This window comes from Desulfoluna sp. (assembly GCF_030145185.1).
Lineage (GTDB): Bacteria > Desulfobacterota > Desulfobacteria > Desulfobacterales > Desulfolunaceae > Desulfoluna.
In genome coordinates this window covers 1-23,539 of record NZ_JAQYWB010000031.1, presented here as the reverse complement: position 1 = coordinate 23,539, position 23,539 = coordinate 1, and the positions used below count along the sequence as shown (strand labels likewise).

The window sequence follows — 23,539 nt, the reverse complement described above, 5'->3', positions numbered from 1 at the left end:
GAGGGGGATATGAAACAAATAATGAATATTTTAAAACGTATGCCTCCCAGTGCACTGTTCGGTCTTTTTGTGATTGTGCTGAACTTAGGGGTCTTTTTTCTGGCTCCTGCCATCGCTCCCTACGGGGAGACCGAAGTGGTGGGGGACGTGTGGCTCCCCATGAGTCCAGATTTTTTTCTGGGGACGGATCATATCGGTCGGGACATGCTGACGCGCCTGATTTACGGCGCACGAAATACCATCGGCGTTGCCCTTCTTATTACCTTTATCGCCTTTATCTCCGGGACCCTTCTGGGGCTTGCTGCGGCCACCTTGAAGGGGTGGGTGGATCAGATCCTGGGGCGCCTCGTGGATATTGTCATGGCGTTTCCGCCCTTGATTTTTGCCCTCATGGTTCTTTCGGTGATGGGGACCTCGGTGACCGTCCTTGTGGTGGTGCTCTCCCTGCTGGACTGCACCCGCGTGTTCCGTCTGGTCCGGGCGGTGGCCATGGATGTTGAGGTGATGCCCTATGTGGAAGCGGCTCGCTTGAGGGGAGAAGGCTTCTGGTGGGTCATGCGCCGGGAAATATTGCCCAATACCCTGCCGCCCCTTATCGCGGAGTTTGGGATGCGATTTTGCTTTGTATTTCTTTTCATCAGCGCGTTGAGTTTTCTGGGCCTGGGCTTTCAGCCTCCGGCTGCGGACTGGGGGAGCATGGTCAGGGAAAATGCAGGGGCCATTACCTTTGGAATTCCCGCCGCCCTGTGGCCCGCATCGGTGATTGCCATGCTGACCATCGGCGTTAACCTGGTGGTGGACTGGATGCTTAACATGCAGGGGAAGTCTGCTCATTAAGCGATTCAACCGTGGAACCATTCAACGTCTGTTATTGCACAAAAAACTCCGGCGATTTTGCCGAGGGTCAGGCGTTTAAAACGTTTGGCAAACAGGTGTTGGAAGGTGATTCCAGAATAACACGAATCAAAGGCGGACGTATTTCAACCTTAATATCTGAGACCCGACGCGCATTCGCAAGCCCGCTTTCCAGGTGGTTTTTGCTACTGTGGCTTCGCCACCTTGCCGCCTGAGGAATGGGTTTTGAAAGGGATATCTTATGATGAAGAATAAAAAGACAAAAAACAGTAGTTTGTTAACCTTGACAGATATTCATATATCTGGGGGCCAGGATGAGATTATTCATGGCATCGACCTCACCCTGAAGCGGGGCGAGGTGCTCGGGCTTATTGGTGAGTCCGGGGCGGGAAAATCCACCCTGGGCCTGGCGGCCATGGGGTATATCCGATCTGGCTGTGCCGTGACCCAAGGGTCCATCGTCTTTGACGGGATGGACCTGATGGAGATGACCGCCGCCCAAAAACGAAAACTGTGGGGAACCCGTATCGCCTACGTGGCCCAGAGTTCCGCCGCTTCGTTCAACCCGGCCCATACCCTGATCCGGCAGTTTACGGAGGTGCCTCTTCAGCATGGTATCGCCGGAAAAGCCCGGGCGGAGAAGAAGGCGGTGAAGCTCTATGATCGCCTGAACCTTCCCCAGCCGGAACAGATCGGTCGCCGGTATCCTCACCAGGTCTCCGGGGGGCAGCTCCAACGGGCCATGGTGGCCATGGCCATGGCCGCAGATCCTGACATCATCATCTTTGATGAGCCCACCACCGCCCTGGACGTCACCACTCAAATTGAAGTGCTGGCGGCCATTCGGGACGTCATCCGGGATAAAAACACCGCCGCGATTTACATCAGCCACGACCTGGCTGTGGTCGCCCAGATGGCAGATCGGATCATGGTGTTGAAGGATGGAAATCTGGTGGAAGAGGGGGCGGCGGAAGCCCTTCTCGATGAGCCCAAAGAGAGTTACACCCGAGAGCTGATCTCTGTGCGTCACGATCAGGGACGAAAACGCAAAAACGCCAAGGGTGGTGAAACGATTTTAAAGGTAGACAGCATCACTGCCGGGTACAAGAAGGGGGAGCGGGTCTTGAAAAATATCTCGCTTCATGTGCGGAAGAAGACGACCGTGGCGGTGGTCGGGGAATCGGGTAGCGGCAAGAGTACGCTGGCCCGTGTGATCACCGGGCTGTTGCCCCCCACCAAAGGACGGATTCGTTTTGGGGATGACCTGCTCAAACCGAAGACTTCCCAACGGAATCGGGAGACCTTAAGGCGCCTGCAGATGATTTACCAGATGCCTGATGTGGCCGTAAATCCCCGTCACACCATCCTGCAGATCATCGGCCGGCCCCTGGCCTTTTATTTCGGGATGGAAAAAGAAGCCATCAGTGCCCGCGTTAAAGAGCTGCTTGTTATGGTGGAGCTTCCCGAATCCTACATCACCCGGTATCCGTCGGAGCTCTCCGGCGGAGAAAAACAGCGGGTCTGCATTGCCCGTGCCCTGGCGGCCAAGCCCGATTTGATTATCTGTGATGAGGTGACCTCCGCCCTGGACCCCCTTGTGGCAGAGTCCGTGCTGAAGCTTCTCCAGCGTCTCCAGAATGAGCTCGGAGTCTCCTACCTTTTTATTACTCACGATCTGAATACGGTGAAAGCCATCGCCGATGAGGTGGTGGTGATGCTGAAGGGCCGTATCGTGGAACAGGGACCCCGTGCCGAAGTCCTCAGCCCTCCCCATCATGCCTATACCGAAAAACTGCTCGCGTCCGTCCCGGAGATGGACACCGACTGGCTCGATAATTACCTCGAAGGCAGCGTCGCCTAACCCGGATATTTCACGAGTCGAGTGCATTCATATACAAGGCACCAGAGCTGCAGATGTAGTGGTTTACCTCAAAGCTCTGGTAACGCAGAAGATGGGTGCATTCGGCTCGCCCGAAGGGTGAGAAAATCAGACAGAATACTGTGGATTACATTTTGCATTTTTGAAATAATTGAAAATATTACTGCAAAGAACTGCAATTACGAACTATTCCTTAGCCCTGATTGTTTTCTCATGAAATATCCGGGCTAAGGCTCACGATGAGCCCCCTTGAAAGGGGGTTACGAATGCGCATCGGAAGGTCTCTTAAAGGGAGGTCTTCCGCTCCTATTTGCTCGGATTATAGAAGAATACTTTTGGCATAATCCCTATCCTCCTTTGATTTAAGACTCATGTTTTCTGTGGCAAAAAAAAGTTTACCAGATGTTTCAATGTTTTTCTTTGCGGTGGGGCCACCGGAGGCGTTTTATATTGTCGTTCTGCTTTTTTCTGCCACCTGATGCAGGCGGCCTGCTCGATTTACCGTGCCCGACCCGGAGGATATTTCCCAACCAGAACCAGAGAAAGGATTCAGTGAGGAAGTATGCAAAAATTAAACGAGTTGGAATCACTTTATGAGAAAGGGCGCATCTCGCGTCGTGAGTTCATGCGCCGAGCCGTGACCCTGGGGGTTGCCCTGACCGTCGCCCCCTCTTTATTTCCCTTGGGGGCCAGCGCCGCTGAAGGGCCGAAGCGGGGCGGGAGGCTTCGGGTCGGCATGGCGGGCGCGTCCACCACGGACACGCTCTCGCCGGAGGTGCTGACGGACATGATGACCCAGACCCTCGTGTATGGTCAATTGGGGAACAGCCTCATGGAGATTGACAGCGAGGGCCGGGCCGTTCCGGAGCTTGCCGAGAGCTATGAATCCTCTGCCGATGCCGGAACCTGGGTGTTCAGGTTGCGAAAAGGGGTGACCTTCCATAACGGCAAAACCATGACCGCCGACGATGTGATTCACTCCATTAACCTCCACCGGGGGGAGAAGAGCAAGTCGGCTGCCAAGGCGATCGTGAAATCGATCAAGAGCATTGTGAAGGAGGATGCGTACACCCTCCGCATCGATCTGATGTCGCCCAACGCCGATTTCCCCTATATCTTAACGGATTATCACCTGGTGATTGTGCCCGAAGGTCATGACGGGACGGATGGGATCTTTACCGGGGTCTACAGCCTGAAACAATTTGAGCCCGGGGTTCGCAGCATCACCGTGCGAAACCCCAATTACTTCAGGGACGATCGGGGGTGGTTTGACGAGGTGGAGACCCTCGCCATCAACGACATCAACGCCCGAACCAATGCCCTGAAAACCGGGCAGGTCGATGTCATTAACCGGTGTGAATTAAAGACCCTTCGCTTTTTGGAGCGTATGCCGGGGATTCAGCTGGTCAAGCAAAACGGGTACAGGCATTACACCTTTGCCATGCATACGGACAAGGCACCCTACAGCGACAACAATGTGCGCATGGCCCTTAAACACGCGGTGGACCGGGAGCAGTTGGTGAAAGCTGTGTTCCAGGGATATGCTGTGGTGGGGAACGATCATCCCATCAGCACCGGGAACCGTTATCATGCAGGGGACCTGCCCCAGCGGGCTTATGATCCAGACAAAGCAAAACACTATCTTAAAAAAGCGGGGATGGATCACCTGAAGGTGGATTTTCATACCGCTGATGCCGCTTTTCTCGGGGCCGTGGATGCCGGGGTGCTCTTCAGGGAGAGCGCCGCAAAGGCCGGGATTGATGTGAATGTGGTGCGTGAGCCCAATGACGGCTACTGGAGCAATGTCTGGCTTAAAAAGCCCTTTTGTGCCGTCTTTTGGGGGGGGCGCGTCACCGAAGACATGATGTTCTCCACCGCCTATGCCGATGACGCCGCCTGGAACGACACCCACTGGAAGCACAAACGGTTCAACGAGCTGCTCGTGGCGGCTCGGGGTGAACTCGATGAGACCAAACGAAAATCCCAGTATGGGGAAATGCAGCGCCTGGTCCGTGATGAAGGCGGGGTCATCATCCCAGCCTTTGGTCTGGATATCGCCGGGGCGAGTAAAAAAATCGGCCTTCACAAGCCTGCCGTAAACTGGGAACTCGATGGGTTCCGTGCGGCCCAGAGATGGTGGTTTAAGGCGTAAAAAAGGATTCTCGTGCTTGGTTTTTCGTTCTTCGTTCGAGGAGTCGCTGCGCTCTATCAATTATAAAAAAAGGTGGCCGCATCATCGTTTCCGCCATCAGCGTGTCTACATCACCACCTGAACATCCTTGTCCCCTGGAGCGCCGCACTCCGGTGCGGCATGGGTAACGACGACCTAAAAAGCCGCACCGGAGTGCGGCGCTCCGGTTCGATTCGTTTTTCTCGGATTTTTAAAGGTCGTGGCCCAAACGATGACCAAGGCCTGAAAAGGTTCTTCGTGCTTCGTTCGAGGAGTCGCTGCGCCCTATCAATTATGAGAAAAGGTGGCCTCGATCATCGTTTTGGCCACCTTCGTGTTTACGTCACCATCCTCTTTATAAATCTCGGCAGTATCCTCAATCCACCATGGGTTCCCGCCTTCGCGGGAAAGACGATTGCAGTGCGGGAAAGACGATGGCAGAAAGAAAAAGACGAAGGCAAGACGGTAAAAACGGTACAGAGCGTGATACCCTCCTCGCCACCTTTTGTATCACCACGTGACCGGGGAGCCATTCCCGGGCGGCGTAAGGGTTATCCGTATACGGGTTCATGACCGTTGTGGTTGGTCCGCGGTGCGCAAGCACACACCTTACATCCCCCACACCGATGGGAACGCGTTGCACCGCAGGGTGCACTTGCGCACCATTTTTTTTGGGGTGTCTCCGGCGGTCAGGTGGCGTGACTGCCCTATATGATAAATTTCGAAATTCTTCCTTTGAGCCGGGAGCCGATGTCTGCCAGGGAATCGGCATCCCGGCCTAAGGAGAATGCCGTTTGCAGAATTTCCCGTGAGGCCGTATCAATCTTAGACATATCCCCAGAAATTTCTTTGGCGGCCAGAGTGCCTTCGGCGAGGTTGCCGTTGACATCTCCGATGCGTCCTGAGGTTTGAAGCAGCCGACCCGCCACCTCCCGGGTGGTGGTGGACTGCTGGTCCACCGCCGTGGCGATATCGGAAATGAGGGTGTCGATGTCGTGAATAACCCCGGAGATGTTTTGAATGTCTCCTTCTGCTGCCTGGGTGGTCTTCTGCATTTCTGCAAGATTTTCATGGATATTCAGGGTGGCCTCGGCGGTTTGCTTGGCTAAGACCTTTATTTCGTTGGCCACAACGGCAAATCCTTTGCCGGCGGCACCGGCTCTGGAGGCTTCAATGGTTGCGTTCAGGGCGAGGAGGTTGGTCTGGTTGGAGATTTCGGTGATGGTTGCCGCGACCTGGGTGATGTCCGCGGCGGCGCCGGTTAAATCCTGGATCCGGGTCGAGGCAGAATCGGCGTTTGCCACCGCCTGTTTAGAGATGGCGCGTGCTTTTTGGGAGTTGGAGGCAATGTGGTCAATGGTGGCTTCCATCTTTTCGGTGGCCGTCGCCACCCGGCTGAGGTTGCTCGTGGCCTCTTCCGATGCGCTGAATATGGCGTTCATGGTGGCGCTCATTTGAAGGCCGGCAGCGGCAACGGTTCCGGAACGGTCCGCGGTGTTCCCGGCATTTTGTGTCATGGCGCCGGAGATGGCGTCTAAGTCCCCGGAGGCTGTGACCAGGGCGTCGGTTTCCCGGGAGACCTCGCTGATGATGGTATGAATGTTTCCCACAAAGAGGTTAAACCAGTGTGCCAGGTTTCCGATTTCATCGCGGTTGGTGACGGGAAGACGCACGGTGAGGTTTCCGTCTCTGGAGGCGATGTCCTCTAAGGCATTGGAGAGCCTCTGGACCGGTTGAACCAGCTTTTTGATCAGCACAAAGCCAAGCAGGATTAAGCTGGAAATGACGATGAGGCCCACCCCGACGTTGACGCGGGCGGCGCGTTGGATGAGGGCGCTTTTCCGAGCACTTTCCCGGGCACTGATCTCTTTTGAGATCTTCTGGCAACGTCGGGCGTGGGAAACCATGACAGATTCCAGCGATGCTTTTTTTTGGGTGTATTCTGGCGTTCCGTAGAGGGTCGTCAGATGGAGAAACCCCTGTTGATAGGCATGGATCTCTTTTCCTGCGTTTTGCAGGGGGGCCTTATAAAAAACCGGGGCTTTCTGTTGGGCATGCTCCAGGAGCGTCTGGATGGACTCGCAGTGGCCCTCCCATTTTTCGAGTGAGTTCTTTGTATCCGTTCCATGAGCCTTGAATCCCCGCAGCTGAAAGTTTTTTTCCTGACGCCTGCATTCCAGAATTTTTATGTTCATCGTCTCCATGAGTTCCAGGGTTTGGTCGATGGAAACGATTCGGCTCATGACAAGGTTGGAATGGATACAGATGATGGCAATGCCGGCTGTAATTCCTGTAAGCAGAAATATAGCCTTTTGTTTGATGGTCAGCTGCTTGCGCATGTTTATCTCTCCCGTGGTCTTCATGATTTCGAGTGTTAGTCAATACTATTTAGCAATTTGCATACCAATGTTTATTTTACTGCATGTGTGGTTAAGATATTCGAAATCAACGAATTATGATGGGATGAGAAGGGGGGGGAGAGGTTGAGACGGGTGGGGGGTGTCGGGACGATTGGCAGGGTGTAAAGCCAGGTGGCGGGGATATTGACTCAAAAGTAATTTTGACGGCAAGATGATCTACCTTCGTCAATCCGCTTCCGAGCGGGCGTTACCTTGCAGCCGGAGTTCGTCCGGCTCATGTGCTCCCGTGAATTTATACGGAAGCATCGGCCGCTCATACGCTTGTCACGGGCGAGGCGTTCCTTAACCTCTCATGCGAATGCGTATGCGAGGTACTGAGAATTCCGACAGCGATAGAGCATTCGCAAAACCGCTTTCAAGGTGGCACCCCCTTGCCGCTGGAGGCGTTCGTTTTTAAATCCACCCCAGTCCGCCGAAGATCGCGGCGCAGGTGAAGTCAAAGGCCAGGATGGTGGAGACGACTTTGACGCGTTGCCGGTCGGTTTTCATGTCGTGCACCCAGAAGGAGACGACAAAGAAGGGCAGGTAGCCGAGCAGGAAAATAAAGAGGGGAAATTTGATGCTCCACCAGGGCCAGTCCCAGGTGAGGGCGCCGATGGCGTTTAAGACACACTCCACCACCACGCAGGCGGTGGTGTAAAAGAGGATGTAGAAGGTCCGATTGGGGACGCCCAGGATTTTTTTGTGCCTGTCTGCGGGGAGACTTTTTACCGACGCCACCCCCATGACCAGAAACATGAAGAGAATCTCGATGTTCCATCCGATGAGGATGATGAAGCTGGAGTCGGCCGGTGCCCCCCACACCGGTGCGTAGCCGGTGAAGTGAAAGACGAGCCCGTTCCAGAGTTCGTTGAAAAAATCCATTCCAATGAAGGCGAGCCCCGCCAGAACCACCTTCCAGTTTTCCTTGCCCATTTCCACGGCGTAGACATAGATCACAAGAAGCAAAATAGGAATGACAATCCATTGGAAATTCGAGGTGTCTCTCAGCGCGGCAAGTCCCTGTTGTGCGGCCGGTGTCATAGGCTGGTCCTCTCTTGGGTTGGGGTTCAGATGAAAATAGATGATGATATTCAATGCTTACTGGGCATGAATGGATGCTGTCAACGAATAAATGAATATTTTACCCAAAAGTTCATTGTGTTGGCTGCAGGTGCTGAGGGACGAAAATCATTTTCAAGTAAATTTCGTTGTGGTTTTCATGAAATGTCCGGGTTAATCCGCTGGCTTGGAACGATTTCAATTCTTTCTGATGCGGAGAACGGTCCACTCCACATGATGGGCGTCCTTGAGAGTCGCGGGGGCTTTTTGGGCGGTTATTTTTCCAAAAGACGTTTTTTTCATGGGGGGGAGGGTGCAGCGGAGGGTGAGGGTCGCCAGGTGTTCTCCAAAGACATTGCAGAAGGCCATTTGGGTTGAAATGAAGATTTTATCCCGGGTTTTGTTGACGAGAAGACCGGTCACCCTGGGGCGATAGGTGGTGAGGCCTGCCGGGGGCTTTGAGACGGCCAGGCGATCGTAGGCAATGTCGCGGGTGATGGTGCCTCGGGTGTAAAAGGCCGGAGCCGGGGTGGGGATGCTCAGGCAGAGGGCAAGGGTGAAGGCAAGGATGGCACAGGCGTGTTTCATGTCTCCTCCAGTGTCGTTCGTGGGGTCGCGATTTTTTAGGCGTGTCTCGAATGGAGATAATGACTTAAATTTCAGTGTGATGTCTTGGATGGCTTACCACGTAATGACTCAGGCATGCAAGGAAAGAAGTTATCGGAGGGCGCCTCGGGTCTGGGACAGAAAATTATGCGAGGCCGGTGCTTATGGCTTACCGGCCAGGCCCTTTAACCCGAAATATCCGGGTTAGCGTCGTGGAATGTGGAGGGGTGGCCGTATCCCAATGCCCCTTTTAAAGGGCGTCACCTTGTGGCTGGAGGACGTTCCTGACGGTTAAAGGTGGCCGGGTTTGTGAGGGCTCCCGGCCGTGTTGACGGAAGGACTTAAAATACAACGCCCGCTTTAAGGATCACGTTGGCGTAAGGGGTGAACTCACCGGTCCGCACCACCGTCCGGCAGCGTTTGGTGGCAATTTTAAGGGCTTCGTGGCGGATATAGAGGATGGGAATCTCTTTTTCAAGAAGGGCCTCTTCCTTTTTGAGAAGGGCGATCAAGGCGTCGTGAAGTTCGGGGCTCTTTTCCGGGAATTCATCGGCCATTTCCACAGACTCGAGGGTCATTTCGGATAAAATCGCTTTGACCGTGTCGAGGAAGGAGGGGACGCCCGGGCTCACGGCCAGGTCGATACGCTGGGTCTCGTCGGGAATAGGGAGACCTGCGTTGCAGACGCAGAGGCCGTCGTTGTGTCCAAGCCGTGCCACTGCATGGCTGAGTTCAGCGTTGATGAGTGTGCCTTTTTTCATGGATAACCCCAGTATCTAAGAAGTTGTTTGTTACATATCTGCTGCTGTATAGCAGGGATCGAACCCTTTGCGCAATCGGTTCGAGGCCTCGGGCATCCCCTCCTTTAGCCCTGATTGTTTTCTCATGAAATATCCGGGCTAAGCGTTTTTGATCGTCTTTCAGGTTGACCCAAGAACGCGGACCTTTTTTACGGTAAACAATTTTCGCGTCTCTGACGTCTTCTCCTGTGAAGGATGAGCTCAGGATGCAGGTGATGGGCTGACGCGCGTTGGTTCCCTCGTCCATGTCAATCGGTGTTCCCCTATAAGACCCAGTGATCGGGCAATTTTTTTTTAGTGGGTGCGGTTGAATGGCTGTTAATCAAAAATTCAATTAAAGTAAATAATTTTATTTTTATCTGTTTTTTCAAGGGATTTATCCGGTTTATCCTTGACTAATTTGCCAATATTAACATTTATGGGTGTTTGTTGAAAAGTGTAATGGCGGTTGTGTGTTACTTTTAAGTAAGTAATTTAGACGATTGTATCGTGGCGGGAAGCACTCATGAAACAAGGAAAACCTCGTATCGGTTTCTGTTGTCAAACATTTTTCATCCTGTGGCCATTCCCCAACGCCGGCCTCCTGTCGGAAGGGCTCTCCGGGTCACCGCCGATTGCCACTGCGTCTACCCTTCGACGACCCAGAGTAAGCCTTCGGCATTCCGCCTTTTATAGTTTTTCCTTTCTGACCTCTATGGTTCATCTCACTTTGATGAGAGAGGGCAGAAATTTATAAATGAACATATTTTGGACGACACCATGAGCAACAATGCCATTCATCATGCGCTGCGGGTGGACTATGAGAAGTGCCGGGGGTGCTGCAACTGCATGTCCGTGTGCCCCACCGATGCCATTCGGATTCGCAACGGGAAGCCCCTGATTTTCCAGCATCGGTGCATCGATTGCGGCAAGTGCTATCGGGCCTGCCCGGAGTCGGCCATTCGTGTGGAGCAGGACGATTTTAACGAGATCTTCAAGTACACACGGCGGGTGGCGCTTCTGCCGTCGATTCTGAAGGGGCAGTTTCCGGAGACCATCCCCAAGCAGCGGATCTACTCGGAACTTCTGGAGATGGGATTTACCGATGTGTTCGAGGTGGGGATGATGTGGCGGGTGTTTCATCTGGCGACGGCCCGATACATCAAGAACAACCAAGACAAAAAACCCTTTATCTCGTCTTTTTGCCCCGCCGTTCTCCGGTTGATTCAGACGCGCTTTCCTTCCCTTTTGGACCATGTGATCCCCATGCGCGCGCCGGTGGACATTGCCGCCCTTTTTTATCGGCGTCAACTGCTGGCCCAGGGAGTACCTGATGACGAAATCGGGACCTTTTACGTGACGCCCTGCGCCGCCAAAGTGTCTGCGGTCAAGACCCCCAATCCCCATGAGCGGACGATTTTAAATGGGGTGATCAACATGGATTATATTTACAACCGGGTCTGGAAGCGGATTCGGGGTGAAGAGAAGGACATGCCGCCGGAACCTCTGGCGGAGACCTTGTGTGAAAAGGGCGTTCTCTGGTTCCTGACGGCTGGGGAGTCGGAATACGCGCGAGGCCGCAGCCTGGCCATTGACGGCATTGCCAACGTCATTGAGTTTTTGGAGAACATGGAAAATGAAGAGATCTCCGATATTGATTTTCTGGAGCTGCGGTCCTGTGACCAAAGTTGTGCCGGCGGGGTACTCACCAGCTGCAATCGGTTTTTGACGGTGGAACGCCTGAGAAACCGTGCGGAGCGATCGAGAAAAGCCACCTGTTTGAAAGACCCGGATCGGTGGGACGATATCGACGATGACACGGAATACCTCGTAGATCATATCATGCTGGGGAAGATCAATCCCAAGCCCGCCCTGACGCTTGATGAGGACATGGGACGGGCCATGGTAAAAATGGAGAAGCTTCAGAAGATTCTCGCCATTTTGCCGGGGGTGGATTGCGGGCTTTGTGGCTCTCCCAACTGTCAGGCGCTGGCAGAAGATGTGGTCAATGGGGATGCCAGCCTGAGGCAGTGTATTTTTTTGCAGAAGAAAAGGGTCGCCGGGGACAAGACAAAGATCACCGAGGCAGGAAAGATTCTGGATGCAGTCTGGGGTAAAAACATATTCGATGGCAGAGCCATCGATCTGGAGGAATGATGAAGGTCAAAGATGTTGTTGAAAAATTGAACCTCACTGTTTTTGGCGGTGAGGCGGGGTTGGACCGTGAGATCAAAGGGGGCTATGTCTCCGATCTGCTCTCGGACGTCATGGGGTCCACGGATGAGGGCACTCTCTGGGTGACGCTCCAGTCTCACCGGAATGTGGTGGGGATTGCGGCCCTGAAGGATCTGGCCGGGGTGATTATCGTCAAAGGGTTTGTCCCGAATACCGAGACCCTTGAAGACAGCGATCGTGAAGGGGTGCCTTTGCTGGGGACCTCCATGGAGACCTTTGAGGTGGCGGGTCTTCTTTATCGCATGCTGGCGGACGATGCCGAGCTTCCGGGCTGATCTTTATCTTCATACGGCGCTCGTCTCTTGCGGGGATTGATTCGGCGGGTGTGGCGCAGGGGCTCTTCATCCTCAGGATCACCGCATACACGATCACCCGGCAATGACGCGTGGTGGCGGTACCGAAGCGATAAACGCGGTTTCTCACCTCTTTACCGGAGGTGTTGGTGTGGCTCTTTGTCGATGGCTCTGTCGTCCACTTTGTTGAGCCTCTGGCTGCGGAAGGAACACTGTTTATTATTGATAAACCAGATTTCCAGGAGATAAGATTGGGATTCGGATTGGCCGGGTGGGGGTTCTCTTTGTTCCTGCAGGCGGTTCTGGATATGGTTTGTGAAAATCTGGATGAGATTCAAGCCGAGAGGGGTGTCCCCCGCGGTGTTTCCGTTCTTTGGAATGGAAAATGAGGTAGATGCATGACGGCCCTGGAAAAGCCGATCAGGCGTTGGTGAGATACGATATGGGACTGTTGTCAAAGGCCCGTTGTGGTGATGACTGATGTCTCCATCACGCATGAGGACCCAGACCCTTTGGGGTCGTAACAGATGGCATGGGCCTCCAGGCCATCGGACAATGATAAGAAATGAAGCATATGAAAATTACAAATATTGCATCACTTCTCGGGGGTGATATCGTCAGTGGAAAGACGCAGCAGGAGAACCATATCTCTTTCGGGTTTGCCGCCGATCTTTTGAGCGACGTCTTGACCCTGGACGTCGAAGGGGTTCTTTTTATCACCGGGCTATGCACTCTTCAGACCATTCGGACCGCGGAAGTGGCCGAGATCGATTGTATTGTCATTGCCCGTGGTAAGAAGGTGAGCCCTGCAATGGTCGAACTGGCAAACCGAAATGGGATTGTTGTCATTGAAACGGAGTGTTCCGTCTACAAGGCAAGTGGTATTCTCTATGAAGCCGGTCTCAAACCTATCTATTGAACGGAAGACATGTGAGGCGTATGACATGTCGGTTGGGCGCAATCCTCCGGTGCGTTACTGGCGTATTTCAGTGCCTTGCCACGCTTGGAGAAGAGGAGATGAAGGGGTGTTATGAAGTTCGAATTTGACATTGCTGATGGGGATTTTGCAAAAGCAGGAACGTCTTCCAGCCAGGTAAAACATATTCTCAAGCAACTCAACGTGGATACGAAAATTATCAAGAAGACCACCGTGGCCATTTACGAGGCCGAGGTGAATGTTGTGGCGCACGCGGTCGGGGGTGGTAAGCTCCTGGCGGACATCAATCTTGAGCGGATCGTGGTAGAGGTCGCGGATCTGGGACCGGGCATTGCGGACATCCCTCAGGCCATGGTCGAGGGGTTTTCAACGGCTTCTCCCGAGGTGATCTCCATGGGGTTCGGGGCTGGGATGGGTCTGCCGAACATGCGTAAAAATGCCGACAAACTGGAGATTATAAGCGGCGTCGATGAAGGGACGCGGGTGGTAATCACCAACTATATCTAAGCATGCGATGCCGGTTCACCGGCTTGCGGCGCCTGAGCCACATCACGGCTCTTTTCCCGTCGCGGCGAAAGTTGGGAAGCTTTCGAGAAGGGAAGGGGCCCGATGCCTTTGGGCGTAGCGATTTTATGAAAATCAATCAGGGACGATGTATGGGCAATCTCAAAAAAATGTTTCAAAACAATCGCGCCTGGTCTGCAGAAATGACCCGACAGCAAGGCGATTTCTTCTCAAAACTCTCCAGTCAGCAGTCACCGAATTATCTCTGGATCGGCTGTTCGGACAGTCGGGTGCCGGCCAACGAGCTGGTGGGGCTTTTGCCCGGTGAGGTTTTTGTGCACCGCAACGTGGCCAACATGGTCATTCACACCGATTTTAACTGTCTCTCCGTGATCCAGTATGCCGTGGAGGTCCTCCAGATCAAGGACATCATTGTGTGCGGTCATTACAATTGCGGGGGGGTTCACGAAGCCCTCGCGAATTCGTCTCAAGGCCTCATTAACAACTGGCTGCGCCACTTGCGGGATGTGCAGTTTGCCCACGATGATTTCCTTGAGACCGTTGCCGATACAGAGGCCCGAAGCGACCGTCTCTGTGAACTCAATATTATCGAGCAGGTCAAGAACGTCTGCCGCACCACCACCATTGAAAAAGGCTGGGAAATGGGAAAACCCTTGACCGTTCACGGGTGGATTTACAACATCGGCAATGGCCTGCTTCAAGATCTGGATGTGTCGGTCAGCAGCGCCGAGAGTATAAAATCCATTACGGGCCGGGCGATTCGTCAGGCGTATGAACGCACAGAAAAGATTCATGATTCATGATCCGTAACGGGCCGGAGGGGGAACGACCCTCCGGCCCGTTTATTTACGGTATATCAATGTCTTTGCATGGGTGTTTGCGGTATAATTGCGTCAGGGAATTTTTCCCCTTTGCGCCGGAAGCGCATGATGTTATCAACACCCTTTTGTGACAGTGTTTTGGATGAAAACCCTGCAAACATGCATCGCCGTGATCATGATGGGGCTTATTCTCATCATGGTTCTGGTCGGCATTGCCTCGGCCCGTGAGTCGGGCCATGAGTCGGGCCATGAGTCGGATCGGGGCGCAAAGCTTTTTGCGGCCAACGCCGGGGGGATTCTTTTTATCACCGGCTGGGGGATCGCCAACTGGGATTATGGGCAGGAGACCCCCAGCACGACGAGTGAGGGGTGGTTTGGCCAGGGAACGGACACTGGCGGGGCCGACAAACTCGGTCATGCCTATGCCACCTATTTCCTCTCCCATGGCCTGTCCCATTCTTGCTCCAAGTGGGGTTATTCCGAGACGGAGGCTCCACTTTACGGTTCTCTTTCCGCGTTCGGCTTGATGGGGTTCATGGAGGTGGGGGATGCCTTCAGCTCTTACGGACTCTCCCATGAAGATTTTCTGATGAACGCTGTCGGGGCCTTTGTTGGGTATGCGACCCAGCGGTTTCCCGGCGTCTCAGAGAGGCTGGATTTTCGCCTGGAATACACCCCCTCCTTTGATGAACCGGATATCCTCACCGATTATAACCACATGAAATTTCTTGCAGCCCTCAAACTCGGCGGGTTCCACCGTTTCAGCACGGGGTTTCCGCAATACCTGGAGTTTCACCTGGGGTACTATACCCGAGGGTATGACGACGCCACAGCCCCCCGCCGATACCTCTACGGGGGGATTGGCCTCAACCTTTCCCGGATTTTTCAAAAACGTTATTTTCCACGAATATCCTCTGCCCTTCGGTATCTTCAAGTGCCCCATACCGACCTTCAGTTTCGAACGTCCCCCCTATAAAGTCACAGGATGAGAGGCCGGAAGACGATTCGGGACATCGGTTGATGAGGCTCGCTTTGTTCAATTCCATTTTTTGCCGAGGCCTTCAAGCCCTGAATTTGCCAGATCTTCCGGGGACATGGCGATGCGAAAATGAACGTCTGCATTAAAGTTGAGATGAAAGGGCTCCGAGTAGATGGGGATGACGGAGGCGTTGGTGACATTGACGATCAGGATGGCTGCCCGCCTTCCGTTCTCCTCGGTAAACCAGGCCGAAAAGGGTTTTATTTCTTCGAGAATTTCATCGAGCAGGATAACGGCGGTCCCTTTTTTTACCAACGTATTGTAGGGCTCGTGGGGAAAGGTGACATGCATAAGCATTTTCATGGGGGCCCTCTTTTTTGTTGATGGGTTGTGTTGGGTTGCAGCCGTTTTGATGATTGGAAGGCAGCCCTGGCGTTGGTGGGGCTTGATGCTGGGGGCGTTGATAATCGGGTTACGGAGACATACCCAGGGCTGGGGTGGCTGCCTGTGGATTGGATCTTGTCATAAAATACAGGGGTTTCAGGTTTGTTTCAAGGGGAGAAGTGAGGGGGCTGGGGAGAGATGACTTTCATAGCCACCCTTTCTCAGCCATCATCAAGGCCCCAATATGGTGGGTTGTCGAAAACGTTCTTCGTGCTTGGTGCTTCGTTTGAGGAGTCGCTGCGCTCTATCTATTAAAAAAAAAGGTGGCCTCGATTATCGTTTCGGCCATCAGCGTGTCTACATCACCACCTGAACACCCTTGTCCCATGGAGCGCCGCACTCCGGTGCGGCATGGCTAACGACGAACTAAAAAGCCGCACCGGAGTGCGGCGCTCCGTTTCGGTTCATCTTTCTCGGTTTTTTAAAGGTCGCGGCCCAAACGATGACCAAGGCCGAAAAGGTTCTTGGTTAGAAACTATTCAGCCCAATCTACTTCAGACGGCCAGATTAACGAAAATAACCCGCTACGCGACACCACGTAGGGTGTGCTTGCGCACCATTTGTTCGCTCCCAGACTCTGCCTGGTAGCGCCGGGTGCACCGGTATGAAAAGCCGTGGCGCAGGGGTGAAATTCACAGGTTGCGGGGTTTTAAGCCTGGAGGCAGGGCCTCCGGAGAGCCATTTCTGGGCGGCGTAAGGGATATCCGTACACGGGTTCATGACTGTTGCGGTTGGTCCGCGGTGCGCAAGCACACCCTACCTTACATCCCCGACGCCGTCGGGAACGCGTTATACCGTAGTGTGTGCTTGCGCACCATTTGTTCGCTCCCAGGCTCTGCCTGGTAGCGTCGGGCGCAAGGCTCCGCCTTGCCGGTCTGAAAAGCCGTGGCGCAGGGGTGAAATTCTGAGGTTGCTGGGTTTTAAGCTTGAAGGCAGAGCCTCTGGGGAGCCATTTCCGGGCGGCGTAAGGGATATCCGTATACGGGTTCGTGACCGTTGCGGTTGGTCCGCGGTGCGCAAGCACACCCTACCTTACAGCCCCCACACCGACGGAAACGCGTTATACCGCAGGGAGTGCTTGCGCATCTTTTTTTCGCTCCCAGGCTCTGCCTGGTAGCGTCGGGTGCAAGGCTCTGCCTTGCCGGTATGAAAAGCCGTAGCGCGGGGGTGAAATTCATAGGTTGCGGGGTTTCAAGCATGGAGGCGGAGACTCGGGAAAGCCATTTCTGGGCGGGGTAAGGGATATCCGTATACGGGTTCTCATGACCGTTGCGGTTGGTTCGCGGTGCGCAAGCACACCCTACCTTACAGCCCCCACGCCGTCGGCAACGCGTTATACCGTAGGGTGTGCTTGCGCACCATTTTTTTGTTACCAGGCTCTGCCTGGGACCGAGAGATAATTTGGCGACTGGAGTTAATCTGGTTCATGTCACCCTGTGAATTGGCACGGAAGCACCCTCACCCTTCACGCGAATGCGGACGCGAGGCGCTATAGGCCCGACAGCCGAAGCGCATTCGCAACCCCGCTTTCAAGGTGGCTCACCTTGCCGCCGGAGGCTTTTTTCCCTCTTTTTCCCTTTTCCTTTTTATTTCCCTTTCCGCTTGGCCCGGTTGGTGGCGACGGCGGTGAGGGGATCCTCGGGCCAGGGGTGTTTGGGGTAGCGGGCTTTGAGTTCTTTTTTAACTTCGGGGTAGGTGTTGGCCCAGAAGCTCTTGAGGTCTTTGGTCACTTGCATGGGCCGGGAGGCCGGGGAGAGGAGGTGGCAGGTGACGGGGACGCGGCCCTCGGCCACGGTGGGGGTGTCGGTGAGGCCGAAGAGCTGCTGGATGCGCGCGGCAAGGAAGGGGGGCTCGCCGTTTCCGTAGTCCAGGGGAATATGGGTCCCGCTGGGGATGGTCATGTGGGTGGGGGCGAGGGTGTCGATTTTCCGATGCCAGGGATAGGGGATCAGGGCGGTGAGGGCTCCGGCGAGATCCACTTTGGCCAGGCCTCCCATGCGGGTGACACCGATGAGAAAGGGCGCGAGCCATTGGGCGGCGGTTTCCTGAAGCGTGGGATCGGAGAGATCCGGCAGATCCTCGAACCCGGCATGGTTGCGAAGAAAGAGAACCCGGGACTGGAGGCTTCGCGTGGTTTTGTTCCAGGGGAGGAGGCCGATTCCCCGGGCCTGGAGTCCTTGAATCAGGGCTCCTGTGACGGCGTCGGGACTGGGTTTTGCCAGTCGTTTTTCGGAGAGGATCATGGCTCCGAGGGTATGGCGGGTCACGGCCTCCACCTTCTCTTTTGAATCATTCCAGGAGACCACCTCTTCGCGTCTCATGCGGTGAGCGTGATCGGCCTTGAGGAGCTCTTCGTCAAGGGGGGCGGCAAGGTAGACCCGTGCGTTCTGCCGGTTGCCGTCCAGGTCGGCTGCGACAATAAAGGGTTCAAAGGCCAGGGGGTCGGTCTCATACAGGAAGGCGCCGCTGCCTGAAGCCATCTGAAAATGGCCGGGGCGGCCTTTTCTCGCCATGGCGATGCGGTCGGGAAAGGCCAGGGCCAGAAGGCGACCTGAGTGACGGGGCTCTTTGGGATTTCCTTTGATTTGAAGCCGTGTCGCGAGTTGCCTCATGGTCTCTTTGATGCGGGCCGCCGCCCCGGGGTTGAGGGCGGCTTCCCGGCGACTGCCCGGAAGCATCGCCTCCATGCGCAGTCGGAGGTCGGCTTCTTTCCGGTTTCCGGTGAAGGGGTCCCGTTCCGTGAGGAGGGCGGCGAGGAGGCAGGCCTCGGACCCGAGTTTTTTCTCCTTTGCGCACAGGAGCATGTGGGCCAGTCGGGGATGCAGGCCGAGTCGGGCCATGGCTTTTCCGTGGGCCGTGATGCGCCCTTTTGCGTCCAGGCCTCCCATGTCTTGAAGCAGGCTTCGGGCCTGCTGGCAGGAGCCTTCCGGGGGCAGGTCCAGCCAGGTGAGCTCGGCCGGGTCGGTGACCCCCCAGAGGGCCAGCTCCAGGACGAGGGGCGCGAGATCCGCATGGAGGACTTCCGGTGCGGTAAAGGGCGCGAGGGTGCTGGTGCGGCCCTCGCTCCAGAGGCGGTAACAGATGCCGGGTGCTGTTCGTCCGGCCCGGCCCCGCCGTTGATCTGCGGAGGCCTTGGAGACGGGCAGGGTTACCAGCCGCCCCATGCCGGCGCCAGGAGAGAAGCGTGACGTCCGCATGAGCCCGGCGTCCACCACCAGGGTCACCCCGTCGATGGTGAGGGAGGTCTCGGCGATGGCCGTGGCCAGCACCACCTTGTGACGCCCGGCAGGCGAAGGCTTGATGGCTTTGTCCTGTGCCTCCTTGCTGAGGGCACCGAAGAGGGGGTAGAGATCGATCTGCTCGGGCAGCGCCATCTGGCGGAGCCTGCTCTCCACCCGTCGGATCTCTCCGGCACCGGGCAGGAAAACCAGCATGTCGCCCTCCTCTTCGGCGAGTCCTTTGGCCACAGCCCGGGCGCAGGCCGCTTCAATGTCCCATGGCGTGGGGGTCGGCTTGCGTAAGGGGAGGTAGTGGGTGGCCACGGGAAAGGCACGGCCTTCAGAGGTGATGACGGGCACCTCCCCCAGGAGCCTGGCCACCGGTTCGGCGTCCAGGGTGGCACTCATGACGAGGATGCGCAGATCTTCCCTTAATACCCCCTGGCACTCCAGGGTCAGGGCCAGCCCCAGATCACTGTTTAAGTTTCGCTCATGGAATTCGTCAAAGATCACCAAGCCGATGCCGGAGAGCTCCGGGTCCCCTTGAATCATCCGTGTCAGAATCCCTTCCGTCACCACCTCAATGCGAGTCGCTGCCGAGACTTTTTTTTCTAAGCGGATGCGATACCCCACGGTCTCTCCGACTTTTTCGCCCAGCATCTCCGCCATGCGTCCCGCAGCAGCCCTGGCCGCGAGCCTGCGGGGTTCCAGCATCACCATTTTTTTACCCGATAAAAACGAAGCGGAAAGCAAAGCCAGGGGAACCCCTGTGGTCTTGCCGGCCCCGGGGGGCGCCTGCACCACCGCAGAAAGGCCCGTTTCAAGGGCCGTACAAATATCATCAAGAACATCATGGATGGGCAGTGTAGGATTCATCCTCTGGGTTTTATAAAAAGCGGAGGGGAAATACCATAAAAAACGGTAACGATTCAGCACAACAAAAAAAGCCTCCGGCGGCAAGGTGGGGCCACCTTGAAAGCGGGTTTGCGAATGCTCTACGGCTGGCGGTATCCTGGGCACCTCGCGTCCGCATTCGCACGACGGGTGAGGGGTGACAACGGATGTCGCAAGTGCATGAGCTGTCGGTGCTTCCGTGTCAATTCACGGGTTGATTTTAACCGGAATAACTCCGGCGGCAAGGTGTGTCAGCTTGAAAGCAGGCCAACGAATGCATTTTGCCCCCATGTCACGGCGTAGCCGGATCGCTTGTCGCGCCGTAGCCCATTGGCGTTGTTCGAATGGTGACGCATTGACATGGGCGTAGGCGGATTCCTCGGGGCAAATCGCATCCGCCTTTGATCCAAGGGTAAATCTGGAATCATTTGTTAAAACCTGTTTATCAAACTTTCTTGTCGCGCCGTAGCCCTTGGGCGAAGGCGGATCAAAAGTTTAGCCCCCGGCAGGGCCGCCGGAGGCATAAGCTGAATAGTTGCAAACGTAATAGATCCATTCTTATCTCTTATCAAAGGCAAATCCTCAGGGCACGAGCCTATCTACACATAGCCCTTCGATCCTTGATTATCGGTGTGGGGGATGTGAGGCAGGGGGCGCTTGCGAACCGATCTTATGGCGTTATGAGTGATAACAATTTTGTCTTTACGGCCTTGTTGTAGTAAAGAGATAATTTTGATTACAGGCAAAATACCTGTTGCCTGGGGGCGACTACGATACTGGGGGGGGGATATGGCTTTTTGTAAAAAATGCGGGAAAGAGTTGGATGGTGATTCGAAATTTTGCCACCACTGCGGGACTCCGGCTGCAACGCCAGAGGGCGGTGGGCCCACAGCTTCACCGGACCCGTACAAAACGGTGGTTAAAAATGCCCCGGTCTACGGGGTGGTGAACCTGGAGCAATTGCCCGAAGGGCATCTGGTTGATGACCGCTACGAGGTACGGGGAAAACTCGGTCAGGGGGGCTTCGGGGCGGTTTACCGGGTCTTCGACCGGAAGATGGAGTGCGACAAAGCGCTCAAGGTCTTGCCCGAGGCGGTGGCGTCGGACATTGAGGCCATGGAGAACATCCGCAAGGAGGCGGTGACCATGGCGAAGCTCAACCACCCCAACATCGTCCGGATCTTCGAGTTCCAGGACAAAGGGGCCATCAAGTACATCGACATGGAGTTTGTGGATGGAAAGAGCCTGACCGAATTGAAGCTTGCGGCTCCCGACAAACGGTTGCCCGAGATTGAGGTGAAAACCATCGGCCTCAAGATCGCCAAAGGCCTCGCCTACGCCCACAAACAGGGCGTCATCCATCGGGATATCAAGCCCCCGAATATCCTCGTGAACACCGAAGGCGAACCCAAGATCACCGACTTTGGCATCGCCGAGACCGTGAAAAGCTCCATGAGCCGCATCGCCAACTCCGGAAGCTCCGGCACCCTGGTCTATATGTCCCCCGAACAAATCCGGGGCAAGAACGTGGGCCGGGAGTCGGATATTTATTCCTTTGGGGTGGTGCTCTATGAGCTCTTGACGGGAACGCCGCCCTTCAGTCGCGGGGATATCTCCTATCAGGTCTTGAATGAAGCTCCAGAGCCCATGGAAGGAATCAGCGGGGAAATGTCCCAGGTGGTGATGCGGTGCCTGGAGAAGGAGTATCAGGTAAGGTTCCGTGGGTTCGAGGCGGTGCTCGAGGCTCTTAACGGGGACGCCTTAAGGGCATCGAACCCATCCATCCCTGAAAAGATATCATCTTCATCCTCCGATGGGTCGAAGCCCGGGGGGCCGCCCCCTATTTTGAAGTGGGGCATGGGCTTAGCGGGGCTTATGGTTATTTTCTTGGGCCTGTTTTTCGGGGGATACTGGGATGCCGATAAAGCCCGGGAGCCGGTCAGGGTCCAGGCAGAACCTGCCGTCACCGCGGAAGCCCCCGTTCCGGTTTCATCTGCCGGCAAGCTAGTTGTCACCACCACCCCCGGCGGTGCAACGGTGAGCTTTTTGATTGGTTCTCACGCTTATCAGGACAATATGTCCCTTGAAATCGGGTCCTATAAGATCCGCGTTGCCAAGACTGGCTACCTTCCTCAGGAAAAATGGGTAACGGTGGAAAAGGGCCAAACCGCGCGGGTTTCTGTGACCCTGAAAGAGAAGGTACAACCGGGCCACCTTTATGCCTCCACCACCCCCACCGATGCTGTGGTGAGGATTTTGAACATCAAACCCCGGTTCACCCCAGGCATGGCCCTGGAACCGGGCCGGTATCATCTGTCGGTCTCTCGGGCCGGGTATGAAACAAAAAAAGAGTGGATCACCCTTACAAAGGGACAGGAGTACACAGCCGAGGTTGTCTTGGCGCGCATCGTATCTAAAGGCCCTGCGGTGAAAATCTCCAACAGCTTGGGGATGCAGCTTGTCTACATCAAGCCGGGGACATTTATGATGGGGAGCCCGTCGGGGGAGTCGGGGCGTGATGATGATGAGAGGCAGCACCGAGTGACATTGACCAAGGGCTATTATCTTCAGACGACGGAGGTGACGCAGGGTCAGTGGAAGGCGGTGATGGGTGGGAACCCATCGAAGTTTAAGAATTGCGGGGCTGACTGTCCGGTGGAAAAGGTATCGTGGGAAGATGCTCAGGAATTTATCCGGAAGTTGAACACAAAAGAAGGTGGGACCCATTATCGTTTGCCAACGGAGGCGGAGTGGGAGTACGCGAGTAGGGCAGGGAGTACAACTGCTTTGTATACGGGTGATCTGGTAATTAAGGGGGCTAACAACGGTCCCGCATTGGATCCTATTGCCTGGTATGGAGGAAATAGCTGTGTTGATTATGAGGGAGGGTATGATTCATCAGATTGGAAAGAGAAACAGATTTCTTGTCCACGCAGTGGGACGCATCCTGTGGCACAAAAAAGGGCGAATGCCTGGGGCCTGTACGACATGATCGGCAATGTTTATGAGTGGTGCCAGGATTGGTCTGCGGATTATCCTTCAGGGAATGTTACCGACCCAGTGGGGCCGTCATCAGGCTCCGTCCGGGTGAGACGCGGCGGTAGCTGGGGCAGCGGCGCCCGCAGCTGCCGGAGCGCCAATCGCGACAACTGCAGCCCCGGCGATCGCGGCAGCCGCCTCGGTTTTCGTCTCGCGAGGACACTGTAAGCGGAGCTTGCAGGTAGCCTTTTGGTTTTTTACCTTTTTCCCTTTTGGAGGCCGAAGGCCTGAAAGAACAGGTCATAGGAAATAGGCCAGGGGGGAAAAATGGGTGATGGGGTAGGGTGCGCTTGCGCACCATGGAAGAACCGAAGCGTTTGCCGAAGCCGATGAGCGCAAGGCCGCCCCGCCCAAGGCGCGGAGCAGCCGAGGGGCGGGAAGGCCGTGCGCGGGGGCGGGGAGAT

At 55.3% G+C, this 23,539-nt stretch carries 17 protein-coding genes and 1 pseudogene; 12 read left to right on the top strand and 6 right to left on the bottom strand.

The genetic code is table 11. From position 1 onward, the window contains the following. The first annotated feature begins 9 nt into the window (after window positions 1-9). From Q1Q75_RS11650 to Q1Q75_RS11635, 4 genes are all read left to right on the top strand, one after another. On the top strand, window positions 10-837 hold the full coding sequence (locus Q1Q75_RS11650; RefSeq protein ID WP_300670590.1) for an ABC transporter permease: 828 nt from the start codon (window positions 10-12) through the stop codon (window positions 835-837). Between the two features lie 259 nt (window positions 838-1,096). Next, entirely contained in the window at window positions 1,097-2,716 is a 1,620-nt protein-coding gene (locus tag Q1Q75_RS11645) for an ABC transporter ATP-binding protein (protein ID WP_300670587.1), read from the top strand. Window positions 2,717-3,296: 580 nt separating this feature from the next. Then, window positions 3,297-4,886 (top strand): ABC transporter substrate-binding protein, encoded by a 1,590-nt coding sequence (locus Q1Q75_RS11640; RefSeq protein ID WP_300670584.1) that lies wholly within the window; start codon window positions 3,297-3,299, stop codon window positions 4,884-4,886. A 159-nt stretch (window positions 4,887-5,045) separates the two neighbouring features. Next, window positions 5,046-5,477, top strand: a complete 432-nt coding sequence (locus tag Q1Q75_RS11635) for a hypothetical protein (protein ID WP_300670581.1) — start codon at window positions 5,046-5,048, stop codon at window positions 5,475-5,477. Between the two features lie 134 nt (window positions 5,478-5,611). On the opposite strand, the gene Q1Q75_RS11630 is transcribed toward Q1Q75_RS11635, so the two are convergent. From Q1Q75_RS11630 to rbsD, 4 genes are all read right to left on the bottom strand, one after another. Then, window positions 5,612-7,243, bottom strand: coding sequence for a methyl-accepting chemotaxis protein (locus tag Q1Q75_RS11630; RefSeq protein ID WP_300670578.1), 1,632 nt, complete (start codon window positions 7,241-7,243; stop codon window positions 5,612-5,614). Between the two features lie 474 nt (window positions 7,244-7,717). After that, the gene (locus Q1Q75_RS11625; protein ID WP_300670576.1) at window positions 7,718-8,347 is read right to left on the bottom strand and encodes a hypothetical protein; all 630 of its coding nucleotides are present in this window, start codon (window positions 8,345-8,347) and stop codon (window positions 7,718-7,720) included. Window positions 8,348-8,563: 216 nt separating this feature from the next. Next, entirely contained in the window at window positions 8,564-8,953 is a 390-nt protein-coding gene (locus Q1Q75_RS11620; protein WP_300670574.1) for a hypothetical protein, read from the bottom strand. A gap of 359 nt (window positions 8,954-9,312) precedes the next feature. Further along, window positions 9,313-9,732, bottom strand: a complete 420-nt coding sequence (gene rbsD, locus Q1Q75_RS11615; RefSeq protein ID WP_300670573.1) for a D-ribose pyranase — start codon at window positions 9,730-9,732, stop codon at window positions 9,313-9,315. Between the two features lie 765 nt (window positions 9,733-10,497). On the opposite strand from rbsD, the pseudogene Q1Q75_RS11610 reads away from it, so the two are divergent. The 7 genes and pseudogenes from Q1Q75_RS11610 to Q1Q75_RS11580 all read left to right on the top strand — a co-directional run. Further along, window positions 10,498-11,439: pseudogene (locus Q1Q75_RS11610) on the top strand ([Fe-Fe] hydrogenase large subunit C-terminal domain-containing protein); the annotation flags it as partial. A gap of 153 nt (window positions 11,440-11,592) precedes the next feature. Continuing rightward, complete coding sequence (locus Q1Q75_RS11605; protein ID WP_366945201.1) at window positions 11,593-11,907, top strand: (Fe-S)-binding protein; 315 nt, start codon at window positions 11,593-11,595, stop codon at window positions 11,905-11,907. Next, the gene (locus Q1Q75_RS11600) at window positions 11,907-12,260 is read left to right on the top strand and encodes a DRTGG domain-containing protein (protein ID WP_300670572.1); all 354 of its coding nucleotides are present in this window, start codon (window positions 11,907-11,909) and stop codon (window positions 12,258-12,260) included. Before Q1Q75_RS11605 ends, Q1Q75_RS11600 begins: the two co-directional genes overlap by 1 nt. 592 nt (window positions 12,261-12,852) lie before the next feature. Further along, window positions 12,853-13,197: a DRTGG domain-containing protein gene (locus tag Q1Q75_RS11595; RefSeq protein ID WP_300670570.1), complete on the top strand. Its 345-nt coding sequence runs from the start codon at window positions 12,853-12,855 to the stop codon at window positions 13,195-13,197. A gap of 111 nt (window positions 13,198-13,308) precedes the next feature. After that, window positions 13,309-13,722, top strand: a complete 414-nt coding sequence (locus Q1Q75_RS11590; RefSeq protein WP_300670568.1) for an ATP-binding protein — start codon at window positions 13,309-13,311, stop codon at window positions 13,720-13,722. Window positions 13,723-13,871: 149 nt separating this feature from the next. Continuing rightward, window positions 13,872-14,543, top strand: a complete 672-nt coding sequence (gene can / locus Q1Q75_RS11585; RefSeq protein WP_300670566.1) for a carbonate dehydratase — start codon at window positions 13,872-13,874, stop codon at window positions 14,541-14,543. 160 nt (window positions 14,544-14,703) lie between these two features. Next, window positions 14,704-15,537: a DUF2279 domain-containing protein gene (locus Q1Q75_RS11580; RefSeq protein WP_300670563.1), complete on the top strand. Its 834-nt coding sequence runs from the start codon at window positions 14,704-14,706 to the stop codon at window positions 15,535-15,537. A 60-nt stretch (window positions 15,538-15,597) separates the two neighbouring features. On the opposite strand, the gene Q1Q75_RS11575 is transcribed toward Q1Q75_RS11580, so the two are convergent. Both Q1Q75_RS11575 and hrpB read right to left on the bottom strand, forming a co-directional pair. Continuing rightward, window positions 15,598-15,903 carry a hypothetical protein gene (locus Q1Q75_RS11575; protein ID WP_300670560.1) on the bottom strand — a complete coding sequence of 102 codons (306 nt, stop codon included), beginning with the start codon at window positions 15,901-15,903 and terminating at the stop codon, window positions 15,598-15,600. A 1,667-nt stretch (window positions 15,904-17,570) separates the two neighbouring features. Further along, window positions 17,571-20,078: an ATP-dependent helicase HrpB gene (gene hrpB, locus Q1Q75_RS11570; RefSeq protein WP_300670558.1), complete on the bottom strand. Its 2,508-nt coding sequence runs from the start codon at window positions 20,076-20,078 to the stop codon at window positions 17,571-17,573. A gap of 807 nt (window positions 20,079-20,885) precedes the next feature. Here hrpB and Q1Q75_RS11565 point away from each other — a divergent pair. Then, window positions 20,886-23,303, top strand: coding sequence for a bifunctional serine/threonine-protein kinase/formylglycine-generating enzyme family protein (locus tag Q1Q75_RS11565; protein ID WP_300670556.1), 2,418 nt, complete (start codon window positions 20,886-20,888; stop codon window positions 23,301-23,303). Window positions 23,304-23,539 lie beyond the last annotated feature (236 nt).